Origin of the sequence: Dyadobacter sp. CY351, assembly GCF_021502625.1 — a bacterium.
Classification (GTDB): Bacteria; Bacteroidota; Bacteroidia; order Cytophagales; family Spirosomataceae; genus Dyadobacter; species Dyadobacter chenhuakuii.
Map to the genome: position 1 here is coordinate 141,857 of NZ_JAKFFU010000015.1, position 19,101 is coordinate 160,957.

The following is a 19,101-nucleotide window of genomic DNA, read 5'->3' on the forward strand; positions in this document are numbered from 1 at the left end:
CGAATGTACGTAACCGACTTAGCCTGCATCTCACCTCAGTTTACCTTTGACAATGCCTTCTTTGAGGAAAAGATAAAAGTGCATCACGGCAATCGTTACGCGGCCATTGAACCGGATTACGGGCAATTAATCCCCGCAAGCTTGCTGCGCAGAATGGGCAAAGCCGTTCGGATGGGCGTAGGGGCGGGCTTGCCGCTGATCCGGAAATCCGATATGGACGGGATTATTCTCGGCACAGCGAATGGCGGGTTGGGCGATTGCCTTAAATTCCTGAACCAGATCGTTGACTACGATGAAGGCACATTAACACCCACTCATTTTGTCCAGAGCACGCCTAACGCAGTCGCAGGCAATCTTGCTTTAATGAGCAAGGTAACGGGCTATAATACAACGCATGTGCACAAAGGATTGGCTTTCGAAGCTGCGTTATTGGATGCAATGATGGTTTTGGAAGAAAAAAAACTGCGGCGCGTGCTGGTCGGCAGTGTGGAGGAGATTTCTGATTATAACCATAACATTGATTTCTTAAACGGTCATTTTAAAACGGAAGACATTACGTCAACTGATTTGCTGACAGCCGATTCTCCCGGGTCCGTTAATGGGGAAGGGGCGACGATGTTCGTGGTGGAGTCTTCAAGAAGCGAAGGAACACTGGCGCGGATTGTGGATGTGGATCAGATCAATAACCCAAAAAATAGCGACCTGGAAGAGAAGCTGGATCACTTTCTGGAACGAAACGGGCTCGCACGTCACGATATCGATACTTTGATGCTGGGCATCAGCGGGGATAACCGCACAGACCATTTGTACGCAGATTTTCGTAAGAAATTTTTCCCGGACAGCAGCAGCTACACTTATAAGAATATGGTTGGGGACTATCCAACTGCTTCGGCTTTTGCAACCTGGATGGCCGTAAAAATGCTTTCAGGCCACCCAGTTCCTTCACAATGTATTCACCAAAATCCAAAAGTCGAAAAAGCGAATAATGTGCTGATTTACAATCATTATAAGGCCGTTCAGCACAGTTTTATTCTGCTCACTCCGTAGCGCCTTTCAATTTGGATTTTAGATTTTTCTCCTCCATTTTAATCACTTTGGCAAGCGTAGGTAGAATTGTATCATGCTTTTTTACAAAAGGATTGGACTGGTCCCAGACATAACCTGCAAGCACCGAGCAAATCTGTTTTTTAATGTCGTTATTAATTTGGTCTGTGAATACAATGGTTTGAAAATGACCACTGTACCAGCCGGTAACATAGCTTCTGAAAACGTTGATCCCGCGTTGGATCACTTTTTCGTATTCATTTTCCCAATCCACCGTTTCACCCTGCAGATGCTTGTGCGTCATTTTTGCAGAAAGCAATCCCGAAGCAGTTGCGAATGTTACGCCGGATGAAAAGATCGGGTCGAGAAATTCGGTGCTGTTTCCGGAAAGCACAAATCCTTCCCCGAACATTTTGGTGACGCCAATGGAATAGCCCAGGATGTGCCGCGGCTCAAATTTCAATTCCGAATCCTTAAAGCGGCCTGCAAGATCCTCAAATTCACGAATGAAAGTCTTATAAGCTTCTCCACCGTTCTCAGCCATTTCCGTAATCTTTTCCCTGTCGCCAACAATGCCTACCGAAGTGGAGCCATCGGAGAACGGAATGGCCCATATCCACGATTTGTTGTTGTCAAAAGAATGCACGAAGATGTTGTTACTGGTCGTTTCCGTGCGGTTTTTATCTTCCAAATGTGAGAAAATTGCGCCTCTCGGACTGAATGCAGAGGGTTTGCTCAAATTAAACAGCCGCGGAAGCACGCGGCCGTAGCCACTGGAATCAATGATAAACCTGGACTGGATTTCGTAAAGATTGCCGTCTATATCTTTGTATTCAATGTGCTGACTATCAGCGCTGCACGTCACTTTCAACACTTCACATTCAAACTTAACATCAACACCTTTTGCCTGGGTTGCTTCGGCTAGCGTGAGGTCGAAATCGGCGCGTTTTACCTGCCACGTCCATTCCCAGCCTTTGGTGAATTGTTCGGAAAACAGGAATTCGCATCTTTTTTGACCGCGCATGAAGGCTGCACCGGTTTTCTTCTGAAAATTCCTGGACTTAACTGCTTCAAGCAGACCGGATTCTTCCAGATGCTCCATGCAGCAGGGCAGCAGGCTTTCGCCGATCTGGAAGCGGGGAAATTTCTCTTTTTCTAAAATTGTGACATTGTAGCCCTGGTTTTTGAGATACGAAGCTGCAACTGTCCCGGCTGGCCCGGCACCAATGACCACAACATCAACTGTTTGCATGATTAGGCATTTTTAACTTTTTGGATGAGTTTCTCTTTGTCTACAAATGGAAAGCATGTTACAAAAGCGCTTACCGTGACGCCCAGTATGCCATGCATCGAAATATTTTGACCTGTCAAATGCAGGTTAGGGATTCTTGTTTTTGTATTGATCTGCGTCCGTGTCGGTGAATGGGAGTTTTTCAGCACGCCGTATAAGGAACCATCTTTATTGCCAATGTAATCCCTGAATGTCAGCGGCGTAGCACTGTGAACGGCCTTGATTTTTCCTGAAATTCCGGGGAAAACTTCTTCGAGCCGCGCCAGCACTTTTGCTTCTTTGTCCTTCTTGAACTGTTCATATTCTGCATCGCGGGTTCCCGGCTCAGCCACCGTGCTAAAAGTCCCGCTCCACTTTTCAGTTTCGGAAGCATTCATGTAGGTCATAATGGACATAGAATCAGCGTATTGGCCAGTTTTGGAAATGTATGGCGTGCAGATAAAATAAGTTTGCGGCCAGGTTTCCTTATCATAGTCAATGCCTCCCCAAACGTCCTCGATATGGTGCTGATAAATGTTGTAGTTCAAATATTCAAAGCTCTCCGGCTTGAAAGTAACATGTACAAGAAAGGTTGAAATGCTATTTTCCAGCCCCTGAACTCGGCTTTTGTACACATTAAGAAATCTTTCCGCGCCAAAAATATCAATCGTCACCGACGGATGCACATTTGAGATAAACTGTTTGCCTTTAACCGTTTCTCCATTTTTCAAAACCACCTCGGTAATCTTGCCATCTGCATCATAATTGGCCGAAACTACCTTCTTATGCTTGTAAATTTCTCCACCCTGCGCCCTGATGACCTTACTCATCTGAATCGCGATTTGAGAACCGCCATCGATGAATTTGTAGGAGCCCGATAAATAGCTTTTCATAATCAGGGCATGCACGTAAAATGGTGTCTTGTCCCGAACGCCTGCATATAGCAGATTTGAGCCCGCCAGAACATTCCTAAGCCATTCATTATCAGTGATTGATGCAATGAAATCGTGAGCGTTCAGTCCTACAACGTCGCCGTCCATCTGGTAATTTTCTCCTGAAACTCTGAGGTTATAGAGTGGGAATTTTTCACAGACTTCCAATATCTTGTCGCAATAGGTTTCAATAGCAGCCTTCTCTTCCGGGAAATATTCGATCAACCCTTCTTTGTAATGATCAAATCCCTGGGCATAAGCATATTCCGAGCCGTCCTGAAAGCGGATAACGTCAAATTTGTCATCGTCCATCCGTTTCATTTTCAGCTTATCCAGTATGCCGAAATATTTGAAGAACTGATACAAATTCTCGCCCTCGTCCAGGCTTCCTACATAATGTACGCCCGTATCGAAAATGCTTTTTCCCCGGCTATATACCTGTAAATGACCGCCGATCTGGTGGTTTTTTTCGAGTACAACCACGCTGTAACCTTCCAAAGCCAGAATGTTCGCACAAGCAAGGCCGCCCAGGCCACTGCCTACAATCACAAAGTCATATTCTTTTTGCAAGGCGGAAGATTGCATTAAAATGGTTATTGAAAAAGTTTATAATACACCAATTATTATCTGGTCACTGGCCGCAAAATGAACAGCACATTCGACGTATTGCTCGAATGTTCCTGCATCTCGACATGCATATGGTGCCTGGCGGCGAAGTCTTGGATATCGACGGATGAAAAGAAGTGAAATTCATCTTCTTTGCGGTTAAAAGAGAAAAATTTTGTTGATAATGCTTCGGTTTTCTGCGTATTCCGGTGCTTTTCCTGATTATCGGTAATGCCGTCGCGGATGAAAAGAATGCCGTCCGGTTGCAGCGCTAATGCACACCTTTCGAGCAATTTAAGCTGTTTTTCTTTTGATAAATAGTGAAGCACATCATTTAAAAATATCACATCCTGACTGCCGAGATCGGCCTGCATAATATCGCTGCAGACGAAGTTCAGATGAGCCGTTTTGCGATAACTGTTTTGCGCAACGCTGATCTTTTCCTCATCATAATCAATGCCTGTGATCAGGCGGTCCTCGTTCTTATAATGCAGATAAAAGGACAAGTAGCCGTATCCGCAGCCAATGTCCAGAATGTTCTTCCGATCGCCGATCAGCTCATTATAGTAGGCGAAATTCTTACTTTCCAGCCGCCACTTGATCTTGAAATACCATTCGAGGACAGGGCCTTTAAATACATAATTGGTAAAAATTTTATGTTTCAGATACGCCGTGTCTTCCATTTCATTTTTATAGGAAGCAAATGCAGTTTTAAAATATGCAGCAATGTTCTTGGTCTTATCCCGCAGCTGGCTGCCCCATTCCGGATCGGACAGGCGTATGCGCGGGAGCACGCGAACATTGAGTGCGCCGGGTCGGATCAGAAAATCGTTTTTAGGCAAAACATCAGAAGCGCCGTGGATCAGTATGGGCTGAATGTCGAGGCCAAGCTGCTCGGCGAGGTGAAAAGCGCCCTTATGGAACCGGGTGATCTGCCCGTCTTCCGACCGTGTTCCTTCGGGAAAGATGAGGAGTGAATAACCGTCTGCAACGAGTTCTTTAACCTTGTTAATGTTCTCCTCGGGGCCGTCATCCGTATACACGTAACCCGCATGACGAATAATGGGTCCGAAAAACGGCGAATTGTACACCCAGCCTTTGACCATTAGAACGATTTTCGGATTAAGCATAATGGCCAGCAAAATGTCCAGAAACGAAGTGTGGTTCGCAATGAAAATGACCGGTTTCTCGGGCTGCAAATTTTCCAGTCCTGAAAAATTCTTTTTTACATGTGGTCCCGAATAGATCACGGTTTTGGCATAAAAAGAAAGCGAACGGTTGAGCATTGCCTTCTTCCGCAACTTTGAAATGGGCAGCAACAGAATCGTAACCAGTTTGGAATGCAAAAACAGGCAGCCCGAAAGGAAGTAGGTGAAACTGGAAACGCTGATCAGGAATGGCACTAATGTTACCGGCGCCTTCTTTTTTGCTATTCTGTTTTGGACAAAAAAACCAAAAAGGACAGGTTGAAAAACAAAGGATATGAACAGGATGCAGACAATGCCCAACACACTGATCAGTGCAATGGATTGAATGGCGGGATGTTTGGCAAAGATGAGGACACCCGTTCCGATGATCGTGGTGGTGGCTGATAAGGCAATGGCTGACTGGTAGGAGCGAAGTGAATCCTTGCCGTATTTGTATTTATTTAGCAAGCCGTCCGTGACAAAAATGCTGAAATCGTCGCCAAGTCCGAAAATGAATGTGGTGACGATTACATTGACAAAGTTGAATTTTATGCCCAAAATGGCCGCTATACCCAATATCCAGATCCAGCTGATCACCATTGGCAGGAAAGTTAACAGTGTTAATTCGATCCGTCCGTAAACGACGAGTAATGTAAGGAAGACGATCGACGCGGAGATAAGCAAGAGATAATTGAAGTCGTCCTTTACCAGTTTGAGCAGATCACCGGCCAGTTCACCGCGATCAAATAACGCAATTCCCGGGATCGCTCTAAGTTCATCTTTAACAAAAGGCAGCTGATTCTGCGGGACGATCAATGTGGTGATGAATGTCGTGCCGCTGACATTCGCCTCGATCAGATTATCCAGGCCAAGTTCTGCCAGCAATGTATCCACGGGGACAGCGCCTGGCTGCTGACCTGCGACCCATGATTTGAAATCACTGAATGCATTGGTGCTAAATCCTTTCTTTGCCGCCGCCAGATCCAACGCATTATAGGTGGCCTCTTTCCGGCGCAAATCCCAGAAATCATGCCATTTGCGGTTGCGTTCCAGCCGGAGTTCATGCGGGATAAGGAATGAGCCGGAAGAAACGAAGCTGTTTATTTTTCCCTGATCACGCAGCTGGACCAGGTTTTGGTAAACCCGGTAATTGATTGATTCGGCCTTAGCCCTGACCGGATTGCTGGCGAAGATATAGATCCTTTTTTCTGCCTTTGGGTCAATGCCTGTGAGCGCTTCCTCGCGTTTTTGCAGATCCTTATCCTGAATGCTAAGGTTTTCAAAGCTGCTGTCAAACTCCGTAAACCTGGCAAAATAGAGGAAGACCAGGGTCATAACAGCAATAAATGCCAGAATCATCGGCCTGGACTTTTCCTGAATTTGCGGAAACCGAAACGCGCGACTTTCTGCGGGCATCTGCTTTTTCTCAAATGCAACAGATGACAGGATAACGGGCAGCGCGATCAGTGTAAAAAGCGCAGCGCCCAGCAAGCTAAGGGACGAAAACAGGCCAAAATCCTGCAAAACTGCCGAATTGGCAAAATGCAACGCACTGAAAGCCATTACGGTCGTGAAACTGCCGGTCAGCAAAGGCGCGCTTACTTCCTTGATGGCAGCGGAAATAGAATTGGTATGCCTTAAATGGGTGAAGAAGTGAAATGCATAATCCAGCAAGATGCCAAAAACAACAGCGCCGGTTGCCAGGGAAATCCCCGATATTTCGGGCCGGATATAACCGATAATGCCCAGCGCGAAAATCGCCCCGAACACGCCGGGTAATATAATGTATAGCGGAATGAGGAATTTGCGATAGTAGAGGATTAGCAACAGCAAAATGCCCCCCAACGCGATGAAAGATGTTAAATAGGAATCTTTTTTGACTTGAATGGCATTGCGCGCAGCGATTTCGAAAGTGCCGAAATACGAGAAATGATGGTATTTCTGCCGCTTATTCCAGCGGGATTTGAATGCTTCAACATCCTCATAGAGCTCCACATTTTTCTCGGAATCGCCTGAATCAAAACTCGTTGCGGCAAAAATGATCATTTTCTTGCGATCGCCCGTGAACATGACGCCATCTTCGAGCATCATGCCGTTCGCATTGCTACTGGCATTTAATTTCCGGAAATACGGGCCGGTTATCCCAAGCGGATCATTGACAATGAACTGTTTGAGAAATGTCCCCCCGGGCGTAGTAAGCTGATTATAAGCCGAGTTAACCGAAGCTTTAACCGTATCCGCATTTAATCGGCTGGCAATGTGTGAATAATAGGAAGAATCAATGAGCTCCGGAAAACGGCCGTAAACAAACTGGTAAACATCTTCCTGAGCGAACGGCCGTTCGATCTGAATGTTCCGGATGGCACCGTTGGTATATCTTGTCAGCGAGTCGGAAAACGCTTCTCCGAGCAATTTAGCTTCATCAGATGTTGTTTCTTCTGGGACGTCAATCGAAAAGACGATCTGGTTGATAATGTTCTTGCTTTCAATGAGCCGGTTGAATTCTTCGAAGCTCTTACCCTTCGGTAAGGTTGCAAAAATGCTTTCCGTTACCTTTAACCGCGAGATTCCCAGGATCAGAAAACTTGTAAGGACAACCAGACTGAGGAAAAATGCGGGCTTGTGTCTGGAAAGGAACTGATGTAACCTTAAAAGTAAATCTCCGATCATTGAAAGGGGAACGTGAATGTCAGACAAAAGTAAGCAAATGTAAAATTCCGGCAACTTCCGGTGGCACGTTTGCCGATTGCGGCATGTTTGTCAAAACCGCAAAAAAAGATTTATTTTACGTAATATTAATTATGCAATCTCTAAATGAATAGTATTTCCTTAGCTCATATCGAGCAGTATGCTTTTGAAAAGAAGGAATTTATCTTAGCCGAAGACGCCCTCAATAAAGTTTCTAAGTCCTTTACATTTCTTACGAATTTCTCCAAAGATAAAATTATATACGGAATCAATACCGGTTTTGGCCCGATGGCTCAATACCGGATTGAGACTGATAAGCTGAGTAACCTGCAATACAACCTCATCCGCAGCCATTCCAGCGGTATAGGCAGGCCACTCAACGAAATTTATGCCCGCAGTGTGATGGTAGCGCGCCTGAATTCATTTTTGCAGGCCAACTCGGGTGTCAGCACGGGTGTTATCAAGCAGCTTGTCGCATTTTTAAATAAAGGGATTGTACCTGAAATCTTCGAGCATGGAAGCGTCGGCGCGAGCGGTGACCTTGTTCAGCTTTCCCATCTAGGCCTTAACCTGATCGGCGAAGGGCACGTTTATGAAGGCGGGATCAGGACAAAAACGGCCGATGTTTTAGCAAAAAATAACATTGAGCCGCTTAAAATGGAATTGCGCGACGGCCTAGGGCTGATCAACGGAACGTCCTGCATGACGGGCATTGCGGCGATCAATATTATTTATGCAAAAAGGCTGGTGCAATGGGCGGTTGCGGCGTCGGCCATGCTGAATGAGGTTATTGAAGCATTTGATGATTCGTTTTCCAAGCAACTGAATGCGGTTAAACACCATAAAGGCCAGCAAATTATAGCGCAGCAAATGCGTGATTTTGTGGCTGGCAGTCAGTTGATACGCAGTCGTGAAGAGTTATTTAAAGATGATACGGCGCTGCAACGGAAGGAATTTGAGCGGAAGATCCAGGAATATTATTCGGTAAGATGCGTTCCGCAGATCCTGGGGCCAATCCTTGATACATTGCAGTATGCGCAGGAAGTGGTTGAAAATGAGCTTAATTCAACCAATGATAACCCTATTGTAAGCCCGGAGGACGATAATGTTTTCCACGGAGGCAATTTCCACGGCGACTACATTTCGCTGGAAATGGATAAAGTTAAAATTGTCCTTACCAAGCTTTCAATGCTAATGGAAAGGCAGCTCAACTTCCTGATGAACAGTAAATTAAATGGCAAGTTTCCGCCATTCCTGAACGCCGGAACATGGGGATTGAATTTCGGCTTCCAGGGCGTGCAGTTTACAGCGACTTCCACAACAGCAGAAAACCAGGCGCTATCCGGTTCAGTTTACGTGCATAGCATTCCTAATAATAATGATAATCAGGACATTGTAAGCATGGGGACCAATAGTGCGGTGCTTGCCAAGCAGGTTCTGGAAAACTCATTCCAGGTAATGTCAATTCACATTATGGCCATTTGCCAGGCCATTGATTTGCTGGAACCGGGTGAGCAGGAGCGGTTATCGCCTAATGCAAAATCCATTTACAGCCAGATCAGGCAGCATGCGCATTTCGTGAAAGAGGATATTCCGCAATCCGAAAGCATTGCAGCAGTATTCGAATATATCAAAGAAACCCCCTTTAAATTATGAGCTGTGCATTGGTAACAGGCGCGTCAAGAGGACTGGGCCGTGCCATAGCGGTGCAGCTTGCAAAAGATCACGGGCTATATATTCTGGTCAATTATTCTTCCAATCAGGCCGCGGCAGAGGAAACGTTAGCAGCAATTGTGGCTGCCGGTGGGGCCGGGGAATTGTTGCAATTCAATGTTCAGACAAAAACGGAGGTGGACGAGGCCCTGAACAAATGGAGAGAGAGGAACGAAGAAAAGCATATCAGTGTGTTGGTGAATAATGCCGGCATTACGCGTGACGGCCTGTTTATGTGGATGCCGGAACAGGATTGGGACGATGTGATGAACATTTCCGCGAAAGGCCTATTTAATGTTACGCAAAATGCCATTCAGCAAATGCTGCGCAAGCGTTCGGGCCGGATTGTTAACATTGCATCGGTGTCCGGAATGAAGGGCGTGGCCGGGCAAACGAATTATTCGGCAGCCAAGGGGGCAATTATTGCAGCCACAAAAGCGTTGGCACAGGAAGTTGCTAAGCGCAAGATCACGGTAAATGCAGTTGCGCCGGGTTTTATCACGAGCGATATGACCAAAGACCTGAACGAAGCAGAATTAAAGCAAATGATACCGATGAACCGTTTCGGCCAAGCGGAGGAAGTTGCACATCTGGTTAGTTTTCTGGTCTCGGATAAGGCCGCCTACATTACGGGCGAGGTGATTAATATCAACGGAGGAATTTATTCATAATTAATGGATCACAGAGTTGTCGTAACCGGAATTGGGATTTACTCTTGTTTAGGCGAAAACCTGGACGAGGTCACAAAATCTTTGTATGCCGGGAAAAGCGGGGTTGTTTTTGATCAGGTTAGGAAGGATTTTGGCTTTCGTTCTGCGCTAACGGGCATGGTTCAGGAGCCCGACCTGAAAAACTACCTGTCCAGAAGGCAGCGCCTGGGTATGCACCAGCCCGCTATTTATGCATATATGGCTACGCGTCAGGCGCTTGAACTCTCGGGATTGGATGTGGACTTTCTCGAAACCACAGAAACCGGCATCATTTATGGTAACGACAGCACTGCCTCATCGGTGGTGGAAGCGGTTGACAAAGCCAAAGAAAAACACGACACCACATTAATTGGAAGCGGCGCTATTTTTCAAAACATGAATAGCACGGTTAATATGAACCTTTCGACGATTTTTAAGTTAAAAGGAATCAATTTTACACTCAGCGCGGCTTGCGCATCCGGCTCCCATTCTATCGGGATGGGTTACATGATGATCCGGCAGGGATTGCAGGACAGGATCATTTGCGGTGGTGCGCAGGAAATTAACATTGCTGCCATGGCCAGTTTTGACGGGCTGGGAACATTCTCCATACGAGAATCGGAGCCTGCAAAAGCTTCCCGGCCATTCGATCGCGATCGCGACGGGCTGATCCCCAGCGGCGGCGCGGCAACAGTAATTCTCGAATCATACGAGTCCGCCGTGAAGCGCGGTGCTCCTATACTGGCAGAACTCATCGGCTACGGATTTTCTTCCAACGGCGATCACATATCCAATCCCAGCATCGACGGGCAGGTCCGCTCACTTAAAATGGCCATGACCCAGGCGGGAATTGCTGCGGATGAGGTGGATTACATTAATGCGCACGCCACGTCGACGCCAGTCGGCGATGGGAGTGAAGCACGAGCGATTTTTGAAGTTTTCGGGCCTGAAACACCAGTAAGTTCAACCAAATCAATGACGGGGCATGAGTGCTGGATGGCGGGTGCCAGCGAGATCGTTTACTCTTTACTAATGATGCAGAATTCTTTTGTAGCACCCAATATCAACTTCGAAAACCCGGACGAAGACTCGGCGCGGATCAACGTTATTGCTGAAACTAAGGAGCAGGAAATCAATTGTTTCCTTTCCAATTCGTTTGGTTTTGGCGGAACAAATTCAACATTAATCATCAAAAAAATCTCCTGATCAGGACGATTTGCGGAGTTTCAACTTCGTAAGCGGCGGTTCGCGGCAACCGTAAATTTGTATTTTTGTTCTGCTCCAAAGGGATGCGCGCATGCAATGGTTTTTGTATTAAATTATTGTGTGAGTCGCAGAGTTTAATTTAAAAAAGAGCAATATCTTTAAACTATCAGCAAGAATAAATTAATTTTGTAGCCATGTATGCTAACGACGTAAAAATGAGTTGGGAAGAAGTTATCGAAGAAACGAGGGATTTTTTATCGGAGGAGTTTGAGGTGGACCGGAATCTGATTCTTCCTGAAAACAGTCTCAAAGATACGCTCGATCTGGACAGCCTTGACTATGTGGATCTTGTGGTGCTCATCGAAGAAAATCTCAACATTAAAATTACAGGCGAAGACTTCAAGGAGATCGTAACATTCGGTGATTTTTACCGGCTTGTTCGTAAGAAACTAAATCTATAAGAATGAGCCGTTGGGATGGTAAAACCAAAGGATCATTAGTCGGGTACAAAATCTTTCTCTATTTCATTAACAAGCTTGGGCTGGATTTTGCCTACCGCTTGTTGAAGCTGGTAACGTATTATTACTATCTTTTTGCAGCGAAGCAAAAAAGCGCGTTACTGGATTTTTACCAAAATACCCTCCATCTTCCAGTTTCAGAGGCCAAAAAGCTGGCCAGGAAAAACTTTTACATTTTCGGACAAACTTTGGTAGACCGCGCCGCATTCCTGCTTGGGAAAACGGAAAAGTTTACGCATGTGTTTGAAAATGAGCAATATCTGATTGATATACGGGAAGGTCGAAAAGGCGGGATACTGCTGAGCGCGCATTTGGGTAACTGGGAAACGGCCGGTAACCTGCTGAAAGGGCGCATTACACCGACCATTAACATTGTAATGCTGGACGCGGAGGTGGAAAGCATTAAACAGTTTATGGACAGTTCCACAGGCGGTTCCAGGTTTAAGGTTATCGCGATCAGAAACGATCTTTCACACATTATCGCAATTCGCAACGCATTGGTTAACAACGAGTTTGTGGCCATTCATTCAGATCGCTATATGGATGGCGCCAAGTTTATAGAGTTGGATTTTTTCGGCAGGAAGGCGAAGTTTCCTTACGGACCGTTCATTATCGCCTCCAAGTTTGATGCGCCGGTAACATTCGTTTTTGCTGCCAAAGATGGAAGGTACAGTTATCATCTCAGCGCAACATTGCCGTTAACGGGAAAACGCAAGCCCGAAGAGATCGCCGCCTTGTATGTTGCTGAACTGGAACGAAAAGTGAAGGAATATCCTGAGCAATGGTTTAATTATTTCAACTTTTTTGTTTAATGATCGTACCCAAAAGCGCTATAAATCAATACATTCCACACCGAGAACCCTTTATCATGATTGATAATCTGGTAAGCGTTTCAGCGGAAAGATTTGAATCGGATTTTTATATAGAACAAGATAATGTGCTGGTTGAAGACGGGCATTTTCAGGAGTCGGGGTTATTGGAAAACATTGCGCAGACTTGTGCTGCATCATTCGGTTATCTGGACCGTGAGGAAGACGGGGAGCCTAAAATTGGCTTCATAGGAGCCATTACAAAAGTGGAAGTGCATGAGCTGCCAACGGCCTCCGCAACGATCCGGACAATCGTAGAACCACTACATCAACTAGGAAATATTTACCTGGTTAAAGGGGAAAGTTTCTGGGAAGGGCGTATATTGCTCGGCTGTGAAATGAAGATTGTGGTGACACACTAACCCTTAATGAGATAGCATATTATGATTGCTTCGGAAATCGAAATTGATATACGTTTTAGTGAAACTGACGCAATGGGCGTTGTTTGGCATGGCAATTACCTGAAATTTTTCGAAGACGGGAGAGAAGCTTTTGGTAAAGCCTACGGATTGGAATACCTGACAATTTTCGACAAAGGCTACTTTACACCCATCGTAAAATCTGAAATTGACCATAAGGCTCCGGTTTATTACGGGCAGATCATTAAAGTAATAACGAAATATGTGCCTGCAAAATCAGCCAAAATCCAGTTTGAATATGAGGTTGTGAACCTTACAACTGGCGAATTGTGCGCTGTGGGCAAAACCATGCAGGTTTTTTTGAACAAGGAAACACGCACATTGGAACTGATTACTCCCGATTTTTACCGGGATTGGAAAGAACAAAACAAGGTTTATTGAATCTGGAATGACCTACATTGGTGCCGAAGTAATCATAAGTCCCTTGGGTGGGACCACAGCTGAGAACTGGGCTGCTATGCAGGCCAATCGATCGGGAATTTCTTTGGTAAAGCAAGCCGGATTCGACAATGCAGACCTTTATTTGTCTAAAATGCTGGATCTCGTCGCTGATTTCAAATTTGAAAAGCTGATTTCGGACGCACTTTCGGCTGTTTCTGAAAATATAGATCCCGCAATCCTGACCTCTGAAAGGACCATTGTGATTGTGAGTTCGACAAAAGGTGAACTTGATAAAAATATCACCGATCAGTTTGGTAAGAGCATAGAAACGCTGGTTTCCAGGTTTCGCCTGGCCAATCAGCCCATCGTGCTTTCAAATGCTTGCATATCAGGCGTGTTGGCAATTAATGCGGCTAGCAATCTTATTCAAGCGAAAGTATACGACCATGCCATTGTCATAGGCTGTGACCTGATTTCGGGTTTTGTCGTTTTTGGATTTCAGTCTCTCTTTGCAATCAGTGATCAGCCCTGTGCCCCTTTCGATGCGTCGCGCAAGGGCATAACAATGGGCGAGGGGTGCGGTGCAGTGGTTGTTTCTGAGACAAGGGAAATATTCAAAAATGGCGCTTTACAGCTTCTTTCCGGCACGAGTGCCAATGATGCCAATCACATTTCAGGCCCTTCCCGAACGGGTGAGGGATTGTTTCGAAGTGTGAAAAAGACATTGGAATCCAATGACGTAGCACCGGAAGAAATCGATTTTATCTGCGCGCATGGCACGGCGACGGTCTTTAATGATGAAATGGAATCCATTGCCTTCGACCGGATTGGCTTGACGAATGTGCCGCTGAGCAGTTTGAAAGGCTATTTCGGACATACGCTGGGTGCGGCGGGTGTGATAGAAACAGCAGCCTCCATGCAAATGATGCGCCACGGAGTTTTGTTAAAAAGCCTCGGTTATAAGGAAAGCGGCACCTCAATAAAATTAAATGTCATTGCAGAAAATATTCCTAGCAAGCCGGTAACTGTTCTGAAAACAGCATCAGGCTTTGGCGGCGGTAATGCATCTTTGATTATCAAGAGTTTATGAGTTTGATTACAACATATTGTCATTTGTCGGCCGATCATTTTTCGGTGAATGGCGAGTTGGTGGCAACGCGTGAAAAAGATGCTGCGGACAGTTGGTTCAAACAGATTTATAAGGAGCAGGAAATCGTATATCCTAAGTTTTATAAAATGGACGCGCTGTCGCAAGCAGGATTTTTGGCTTCGGAAGTGATAAAACGTGTTAACAAGGGTTTGGCGAGCAAGTATCAGGACGATGAAATTGCAATGCTGTTCGCAAACCAATCGTCCAGCGCGGACACAGATCTGCGATTTTTACACTCCTATGAACAAAATGGTGCACCAAGTCCATCTTTATTTGTTTACACATTGCCTAACATTGTTTTGGGTGAAATAGCGATCAGAAACAAGTGGTTTGGCGAGAATATGTTCGCTGTTTTACCTAAATTCGCCCCCGGTTTTTTCGTCGATTACGGGCAGATTTTCCTGTCCACCGGCGCCAAAGCAGTTCTGGTCGGATGGCTCGAAGTGATGGGCGATCAGATCGAAGTTTTCGTTGCACTGGTAGAAAGCGAATCAGAAGGCGGCATGGATTTCAATAAGCACAATCTTTCAAAGCTCGCCGGTTTGAGCCACGCATAACAATCCGAAAATCAAAGTATACACATTAATTGACAATGGATAATTTAAAGGAAGACCTTAAAAAACAGATAATAGAGCAGTTGAACCTTGAAGATATCACGCCGGCTGACATTGCGGACGATGCGTTGCTTTTTGATGAAGGAGGTCTCGGCCTGGATTCCATTGACGCGCTGGAACTGATCGTGTTGCTGGAAAAATACCATGGGATTCAGGTGGTCAACCCGGATGAAGGCAAGGTGGCTTTCAAGTCAATCAATTCAATGGCAGAGTACATCCGTAACAGGGCAGTCGAATAAAAACTACGAAATGGGCGTCCGAATAACCGGTATGGGCATTGTATCTGCAATTGGGCTGACTGTTGCAGAAAATTTGCAGGCGCTGATGGAAAGCAGGTCGGGCATTGAGCCCGTGCAGTTTCTGAAAGAGGCAGAAGGGCTGTTGGTCGGAGAAGTGAAAATGTCCAACGAAGCATTGCAGCAAGCGCTTGATACAGGTCCAAAAGGCATTTCCCGCACCTCATTGTTGGGGTTAAAAGCCGCGAAAGAAGCATGGGGCGATAACAAGCACGTAAGCGGACTTCGAACAGGCATTATCTCGGCAACTTCCGTTGGCGGAATGGATCGGACAGAGGACTTTTATAAAAGCTATCTCGCCGGTACTAATCCCGATTTCAATATCCTCAAAACCCACGACAGTGGCAGCACGACAGAACGAATCGCTGCTGAACTGGGCATTTCCGGTTATATTAATACACTTTCAACAGCTTGTTCCTCAGGCGCTAATGCCATTATGCTAGGCGCGCGGCTGCTTCTAAATGGTAAGCTCGACCGGGTCCTGGTTGGTGGTTCGGATGCAATAACCAGGTTTACAATCAACGGTTTTCGCTCATTAATGATCTACGACGATGCATGGTGCAGGCCGTTTGATGAAAGCAGAAGTGGGTTGAATCTGGGGGAGGGCGCTGCGTTCTTGCTGCTGGAAAATGAAAAGAGTGTGCAGATTTCAGGGAACAAGACAATCGGATATGTGAGTGGTTGGGCGAATGCGGCTGACGCATATCATCAAACTGCATCATCACCGGAAGGAAAAGGGGCAACCCTGGCGATAAAAAATGCTTTGACCAAATCCGGTGTTGCGTTGTCTGACATTTCTTACATTAATGCACACGGGACCGGGACGAAAAATAACGATCTATCCGAGTCAGTGGCGCTGATGAATGTTTTTGGGAATGATATTCCGGCATTCAGCTCAACAAAACCATATACGGGGCATACCCTTGCTGCTGCCGGTGCTATTGAAGCCGTCTTTTCGGTTCTTGCCATTCAGCGCAACCTGATTTTTCCAAACCTGAATTATAAAACGCCCATTACAGAGACCGGGCTAAATCCAGTCACTTCCCTGCAAAGCGAGAAGGCTATTAAAGCTGTTTTGTCCAATTCATTTGGTTTCGGTGGGAACAATTCATCGCTGGTTTTTTCAAGCCATAATTAAGTAGATTACATAAATTCAAGATATCCTAGGTGTATTACATTTCCGCCGCATCGACCATTTCGCATCAGCCAACATTCCGGAATGTTGGCTTTTCTGCCAGTATTGAGCCGCTGCAAGAGTCGTCTGCACTGTTAAGTCCGGATTACAAAGGCTTTATTGACGCCGGACTCTTGCGGAGAATGAGCAAGATTTTAAGGATGTCGGTGGCTTGCGCGAAGGATTGCATAGGGCAGGCAAAGATTGAGCAACCGGATGGAATCATCATTGGGACGGGATTAGGCTGTCTTTTGGACACTGAAAAATTTCTTAACAATGTTATAACTATTGAAGGACTGCTTCCACCCACTGCCTTTATCCAGTCTACCCATAATACAATGGCAGGTCAAATCTCACTGAGCATTGGAAACCATGGGTATAATATGACGCATACGCAAAACACCATTTCATTCGAGAATGCACTTGTGGATGCTATGTTGCTTTTGGATGAAAATGAAGGGAACATTCTGGTTGGTGCTGCGGATGAGGCCATTGATTTTTTAACAAACATTTCGGAAAACCTGCATTTGAACATTGCTAATCCCATCACTTCCGGGGCATCCTTTTTTATGCTTTCGAGTAACCGAAATGAAGAATCAGTTGCTGGTATCAAAGACTCTCGTGCCATTGGTCTGGTGAAAGATATTACGAGTGAGATTAACGATTTTCTGAGAGAAAATGAGCTGAGTGCAGCGGAGCTGGATCTGGTGCTGGTTTCGGATGTGCATAGGCACGATTCGGATGGCGTATTATCCCTAATTCAGAACCTGGGGATAGACAAAAGTAAATGTGTGGATTACTTAACCTACTCTGGCATTTATCCAACGACTTCCGCATTCGCTGTACATTTGGCTGTGGATAGAATGAAAGCTGACAAGTCACTCAGAAATGTGCTGGTTTGCAATACATTAATTCAAAGTAACCTGGGGTTAACACTCCTGCAATCGATTGAAGCATAACATTGTCACAGGAACCGCCATCACCATTTTTGCGCTCAGCGGGATTATCTTCTGGGAGACAGGCTTCGCATGGCTGATTTTCATCTTCATTGCCCTTGCATATCTTGCCCTTACCGCCTACGGTTCGTTCAACATTCAGGCCAATTATTTCCTGAAATCAATAAACACAGGTAAAAGAAAATCCATCGCCCTAACGTTCGATGATGGCCCGGATCCTGACACCACACCAAAGATTCTTGACATTTTAAAGGAAAAAGGAGTGAAGGCCACGTTTTTTGTCATTGGAAAACGGGCAGAAAAATTTCCGGAGCTGCTTCGCCGCATTGATGAGGAGGGGCATATCATCGGCAACCATTCATACAGCCATCATACAATGATCGCTTTCTTCTCGAAAGACAAGCTGGCAAAGGACCTGGAACATTGCACCAGCATTATCAGTGGAATTCTTGGAAAAACACCAAAATTCTACCGTCCACCCTTTGGCGTGACCAACCCGCGTTACGCGCGTGTCTTGCGTGAGCAAAAACTGGATTCTGTGGGCTGGTCTGTTCGAAGCTTTGATACAAAAGCTCAAAATAAATACGAGATTATCAATCGCGTCATGTCAAAAGTAAGAGCCAGGGACATTGTTTTGCTGCATGATAACCGGAAAGTCACAGCCGATTCAATGGAAGATTTGATCGAACATTGTTTACAGAAAGGACTAAAAATTGAGCCGCTTTCCAAGCTAATTCAACGTGAGCCCTATGAAGAAAATTAGTGCTATATTGATCGCATTCTGTCTGACTATTGCCTGGGCGCAAGGACAGACATTCAAACCATCAGCAAACCCGGAAAAGCTTTTCCAGGAACTACGCAAGACTTCACAAGAGGTGAATTCGATTCAGGCTGCGTTTACCGAGGAGAAATTTCTAGCTGTTTTGAAAGAGCCGGAGCATTCATCCGGAAATTTTTATTACAAAAAAAATGACAAGATGCGGTGGGAGCAAAAATCGCCAGTTAAATATGTAATATTAATTAACGGTGATAGAATACGCGTCCAGGAGGCTGGAAAGGAAAAAAGTGTTGGTCAGGCTGGTAGAATGGCGGCGCAGATCAAAGAGCTTATGATAGGCTTGGTCAACGGTGATTTTCAGCAAAATAAAGCATTTTCGCAAAGTGCTATGGAAAGCGCAGATCAGTATATGGTCGTGTTAACTCCTGTTAACCGTCGGCTGAAAAACATTTATTCTAAGATAACCATGGTCTTCCCGAAGAGCACGATGCATTTGAAAGAATTGTCTTTTTATGAAAAAGGCGGCGATAAAAGCGTGATGAAATTTCAGAATGAGAAGTTCAATCAACCGATAGACGACAACCTTTTTATCAATTTATAGTATTCCAATT

At 45.5% G+C, this 19,101-nt stretch carries 18 protein-coding genes; 15 read left to right on the forward strand and 3 right to left on the reverse strand.

The annotated features are described in order from the left end of the window. Positions 1-3 precede the first annotated feature (3 nt). Positions 4-1,047: a beta-ketoacyl synthase chain length factor gene (locus L0660_RS24385; RefSeq protein WP_233796238.1), complete on the forward strand. Its 1,044-nt coding sequence runs from the start codon at positions 4-6 to the stop codon at positions 1,045-1,047. Here the strand turns inward: L0660_RS24385 and L0660_RS24390 are convergent. From L0660_RS24390 to L0660_RS24400, 3 genes are read right to left on the reverse strand one after another with little or no spacing between them, the layout of a single operon-like run. Beyond that, positions 1,037-2,296: an NAD(P)/FAD-dependent oxidoreductase gene (locus L0660_RS24390; RefSeq protein ID WP_235161771.1), complete on the reverse strand. Its 1,260-nt coding sequence runs from the start codon at positions 2,294-2,296 to the stop codon at positions 1,037-1,039. The two genes, L0660_RS24385 and L0660_RS24390, sit on opposite strands and share 11 nt — an antisense overlap. Before the next feature lie 2 nt (positions 2,297-2,298). After that, positions 2,299-3,831, reverse strand: a complete 1,533-nt coding sequence (locus L0660_RS24395; protein ID WP_235161772.1) for an NAD(P)/FAD-dependent oxidoreductase — start codon at positions 3,829-3,831, stop codon at positions 2,299-2,301. Between the two features lie 38 nt (positions 3,832-3,869). Beyond that, complete coding sequence (locus L0660_RS24400) at positions 3,870-7,736, reverse strand: trifunctional MMPL family transporter/lysophospholipid acyltransferase/class I SAM-dependent methyltransferase (RefSeq protein WP_235161773.1); 3,867 nt, start codon at positions 7,734-7,736, stop codon at positions 3,870-3,872. Between the two features lie 117 nt (positions 7,737-7,853). Here L0660_RS24400 and hutH point away from each other — a divergent pair, with 117 nt between their 5' ends. The 14 genes from hutH (at position 7,854) to L0660_RS24470 (ending at position 19,091) form a co-directional block, all read left to right on the forward strand. Next, positions 7,854-9,383: a histidine ammonia-lyase gene (gene hutH, locus L0660_RS24405; RefSeq protein WP_235161774.1), complete on the forward strand. Its 1,530-nt coding sequence runs from the start codon at positions 7,854-7,856 to the stop codon at positions 9,381-9,383. Beyond that, positions 9,380-10,111 (forward strand): 3-oxoacyl-ACP reductase FabG, encoded by a 732-nt coding sequence (gene fabG, locus L0660_RS24410; RefSeq protein WP_235161775.1) that lies wholly within the window; start codon positions 9,380-9,382, stop codon positions 10,109-10,111. The genes hutH and fabG overlap by 4 nt, the downstream gene beginning before the upstream one ends. Before the next feature lie 3 nt (positions 10,112-10,114). Next, positions 10,115-11,335 (forward strand): beta-ketoacyl synthase, encoded by a 1,221-nt coding sequence (locus L0660_RS24415; RefSeq protein WP_235161776.1) that lies wholly within the window; start codon positions 10,115-10,117, stop codon positions 11,333-11,335. 194 nt (positions 11,336-11,529) lie between these two features. Further along, the gene (locus tag L0660_RS24420) at positions 11,530-11,796 is read left to right on the forward strand and encodes a phosphopantetheine-binding protein (RefSeq protein ID WP_084439573.1); all 267 of its coding nucleotides are present in this window, start codon (positions 11,530-11,532) and stop codon (positions 11,794-11,796) included. A 2-nt stretch (positions 11,797-11,798) separates the two neighbouring features. Further along, the gene (locus L0660_RS24425) at positions 11,799-12,665 is read left to right on the forward strand and encodes a lipid A biosynthesis acyltransferase (protein ID WP_235161777.1); all 867 of its coding nucleotides are present in this window, start codon (positions 11,799-11,801) and stop codon (positions 12,663-12,665) included. Next, positions 12,665-13,084 (forward strand): hypothetical protein, encoded by a 420-nt coding sequence (locus L0660_RS24430; RefSeq protein ID WP_235161778.1) that lies wholly within the window; start codon positions 12,665-12,667, stop codon positions 13,082-13,084. Before L0660_RS24425 ends, L0660_RS24430 begins: the two co-directional genes overlap by 1 nt. Before the next feature lie 21 nt (positions 13,085-13,105). Continuing rightward, positions 13,106-13,522 (forward strand): thioesterase family protein, encoded by a 417-nt coding sequence (locus L0660_RS24435; protein ID WP_235161779.1) that lies wholly within the window; start codon positions 13,106-13,108, stop codon positions 13,520-13,522. 7 nt (positions 13,523-13,529) lie between these two features. Next, positions 13,530-14,612, forward strand: a complete 1,083-nt coding sequence (locus L0660_RS24440; protein WP_235161780.1) for a beta-ketoacyl synthase — start codon at positions 13,530-13,532, stop codon at positions 14,610-14,612. Next, a complete protein-coding gene (locus L0660_RS24445) occupies positions 14,609-15,229 on the forward strand; it encodes a hypothetical protein (RefSeq protein ID WP_235161781.1) in 621 nt (206 codons plus the stop codon). The genes L0660_RS24440 and L0660_RS24445 overlap by 4 nt, the downstream gene beginning before the upstream one ends. A 35-nt stretch (positions 15,230-15,264) precedes the next feature. Then, positions 15,265-15,525, forward strand: coding sequence for a phosphopantetheine-binding protein (locus L0660_RS24450; RefSeq protein ID WP_026630157.1), 261 nt, complete (start codon positions 15,265-15,267; stop codon positions 15,523-15,525). A 10-nt stretch (positions 15,526-15,535) separates the two neighbouring features. Next, entirely contained in the window at positions 15,536-16,720 is a 1,185-nt protein-coding gene (locus L0660_RS24455) for a beta-ketoacyl synthase (RefSeq protein WP_235161782.1), read from the forward strand. A gap of 29 nt (positions 16,721-16,749) precedes the next feature. After that, positions 16,750-17,715 carry a beta-ketoacyl synthase chain length factor gene (locus tag L0660_RS24460; protein ID WP_235161783.1) on the forward strand — a complete coding sequence of 322 codons (966 nt, stop codon included), beginning with the start codon at positions 16,750-16,752 and terminating at the stop codon, positions 17,713-17,715. Further along, positions 17,705-18,475 (forward strand): polysaccharide deacetylase family protein, encoded by a 771-nt coding sequence (locus L0660_RS24465; RefSeq protein WP_235161784.1) that lies wholly within the window; start codon positions 17,705-17,707, stop codon positions 18,473-18,475. Before L0660_RS24460 ends, L0660_RS24465 begins: the two co-directional genes overlap by 11 nt. Then, entirely contained in the window at positions 18,462-19,091 is a 630-nt protein-coding gene (locus L0660_RS24470) for an outer membrane lipoprotein carrier protein LolA (RefSeq protein WP_235161785.1), read from the forward strand. Before L0660_RS24465 ends, L0660_RS24470 begins: the two co-directional genes overlap by 14 nt. The last annotated feature ends 10 nt before the right edge of the window (positions 19,092-19,101 follow it).

Coding starts and splice junctions, on each gene's coding strand:
- L0660_RS24385 (WP_233796238.1), top strand. CDS start 4: ATGTACGTAACCGACTTAGCCTGCATCTCACCTCAGTTTACCTTTGAC.
- L0660_RS24390 (WP_235161771.1), bottom strand. CDS start 2,296: ATGCAAACAGTTGATGTTGTGGTCATTGGTGCCGGGCCAGCCGGGACA.
- L0660_RS24395 (WP_235161772.1), bottom strand. CDS start 3,831: ATGCAATCTTCCGCCTTGCAAAAAGAATATGACTTTGTGATTGTAGGC.
- hutH (WP_235161774.1), top strand. CDS start 7,854: ATGAATAGTATTTCCTTAGCTCATATCGAGCAGTATGCTTTTGAAAAG.
- fabG (WP_235161775.1), top strand. CDS start 9,380: ATGAGCTGTGCATTGGTAACAGGCGCGTCAAGAGGACTGGGCCGTGCC.
- L0660_RS24415 (WP_235161776.1), top strand. CDS start 10,115: ATGGATCACAGAGTTGTCGTAACCGGAATTGGGATTTACTCTTGTTTA.
- L0660_RS24420 (WP_084439573.1), top strand. CDS start 11,530: ATGTATGCTAACGACGTAAAAATGAGTTGGGAAGAAGTTATCGAAGAA.
- L0660_RS24425 (WP_235161777.1), top strand. CDS start 11,799: ATGAGCCGTTGGGATGGTAAAACCAAAGGATCATTAGTCGGGTACAAA.
- L0660_RS24430 (WP_235161778.1), top strand. CDS start 12,665: ATGATCGTACCCAAAAGCGCTATAAATCAATACATTCCACACCGAGAA.
- L0660_RS24435 (WP_235161779.1), top strand. CDS start 13,106: ATGATTGCTTCGGAAATCGAAATTGATATACGTTTTAGTGAAACTGAC.
- L0660_RS24440 (WP_235161780.1), top strand. CDS start 13,530: ATGACCTACATTGGTGCCGAAGTAATCATAAGTCCCTTGGGTGGGACC.
- L0660_RS24445 (WP_235161781.1), top strand. CDS start 14,609: ATGAGTTTGATTACAACATATTGTCATTTGTCGGCCGATCATTTTTCG.
- L0660_RS24450 (WP_026630157.1), top strand. CDS start 15,265: ATGGATAATTTAAAGGAAGACCTTAAAAAACAGATAATAGAGCAGTTG.
- L0660_RS24455 (WP_235161782.1), top strand. CDS start 15,536: ATGGGCGTCCGAATAACCGGTATGGGCATTGTATCTGCAATTGGGCTG.
- L0660_RS24470 (WP_235161785.1), top strand. CDS start 18,462: ATGAAGAAAATTAGTGCTATATTGATCGCATTCTGTCTGACTATTGCC.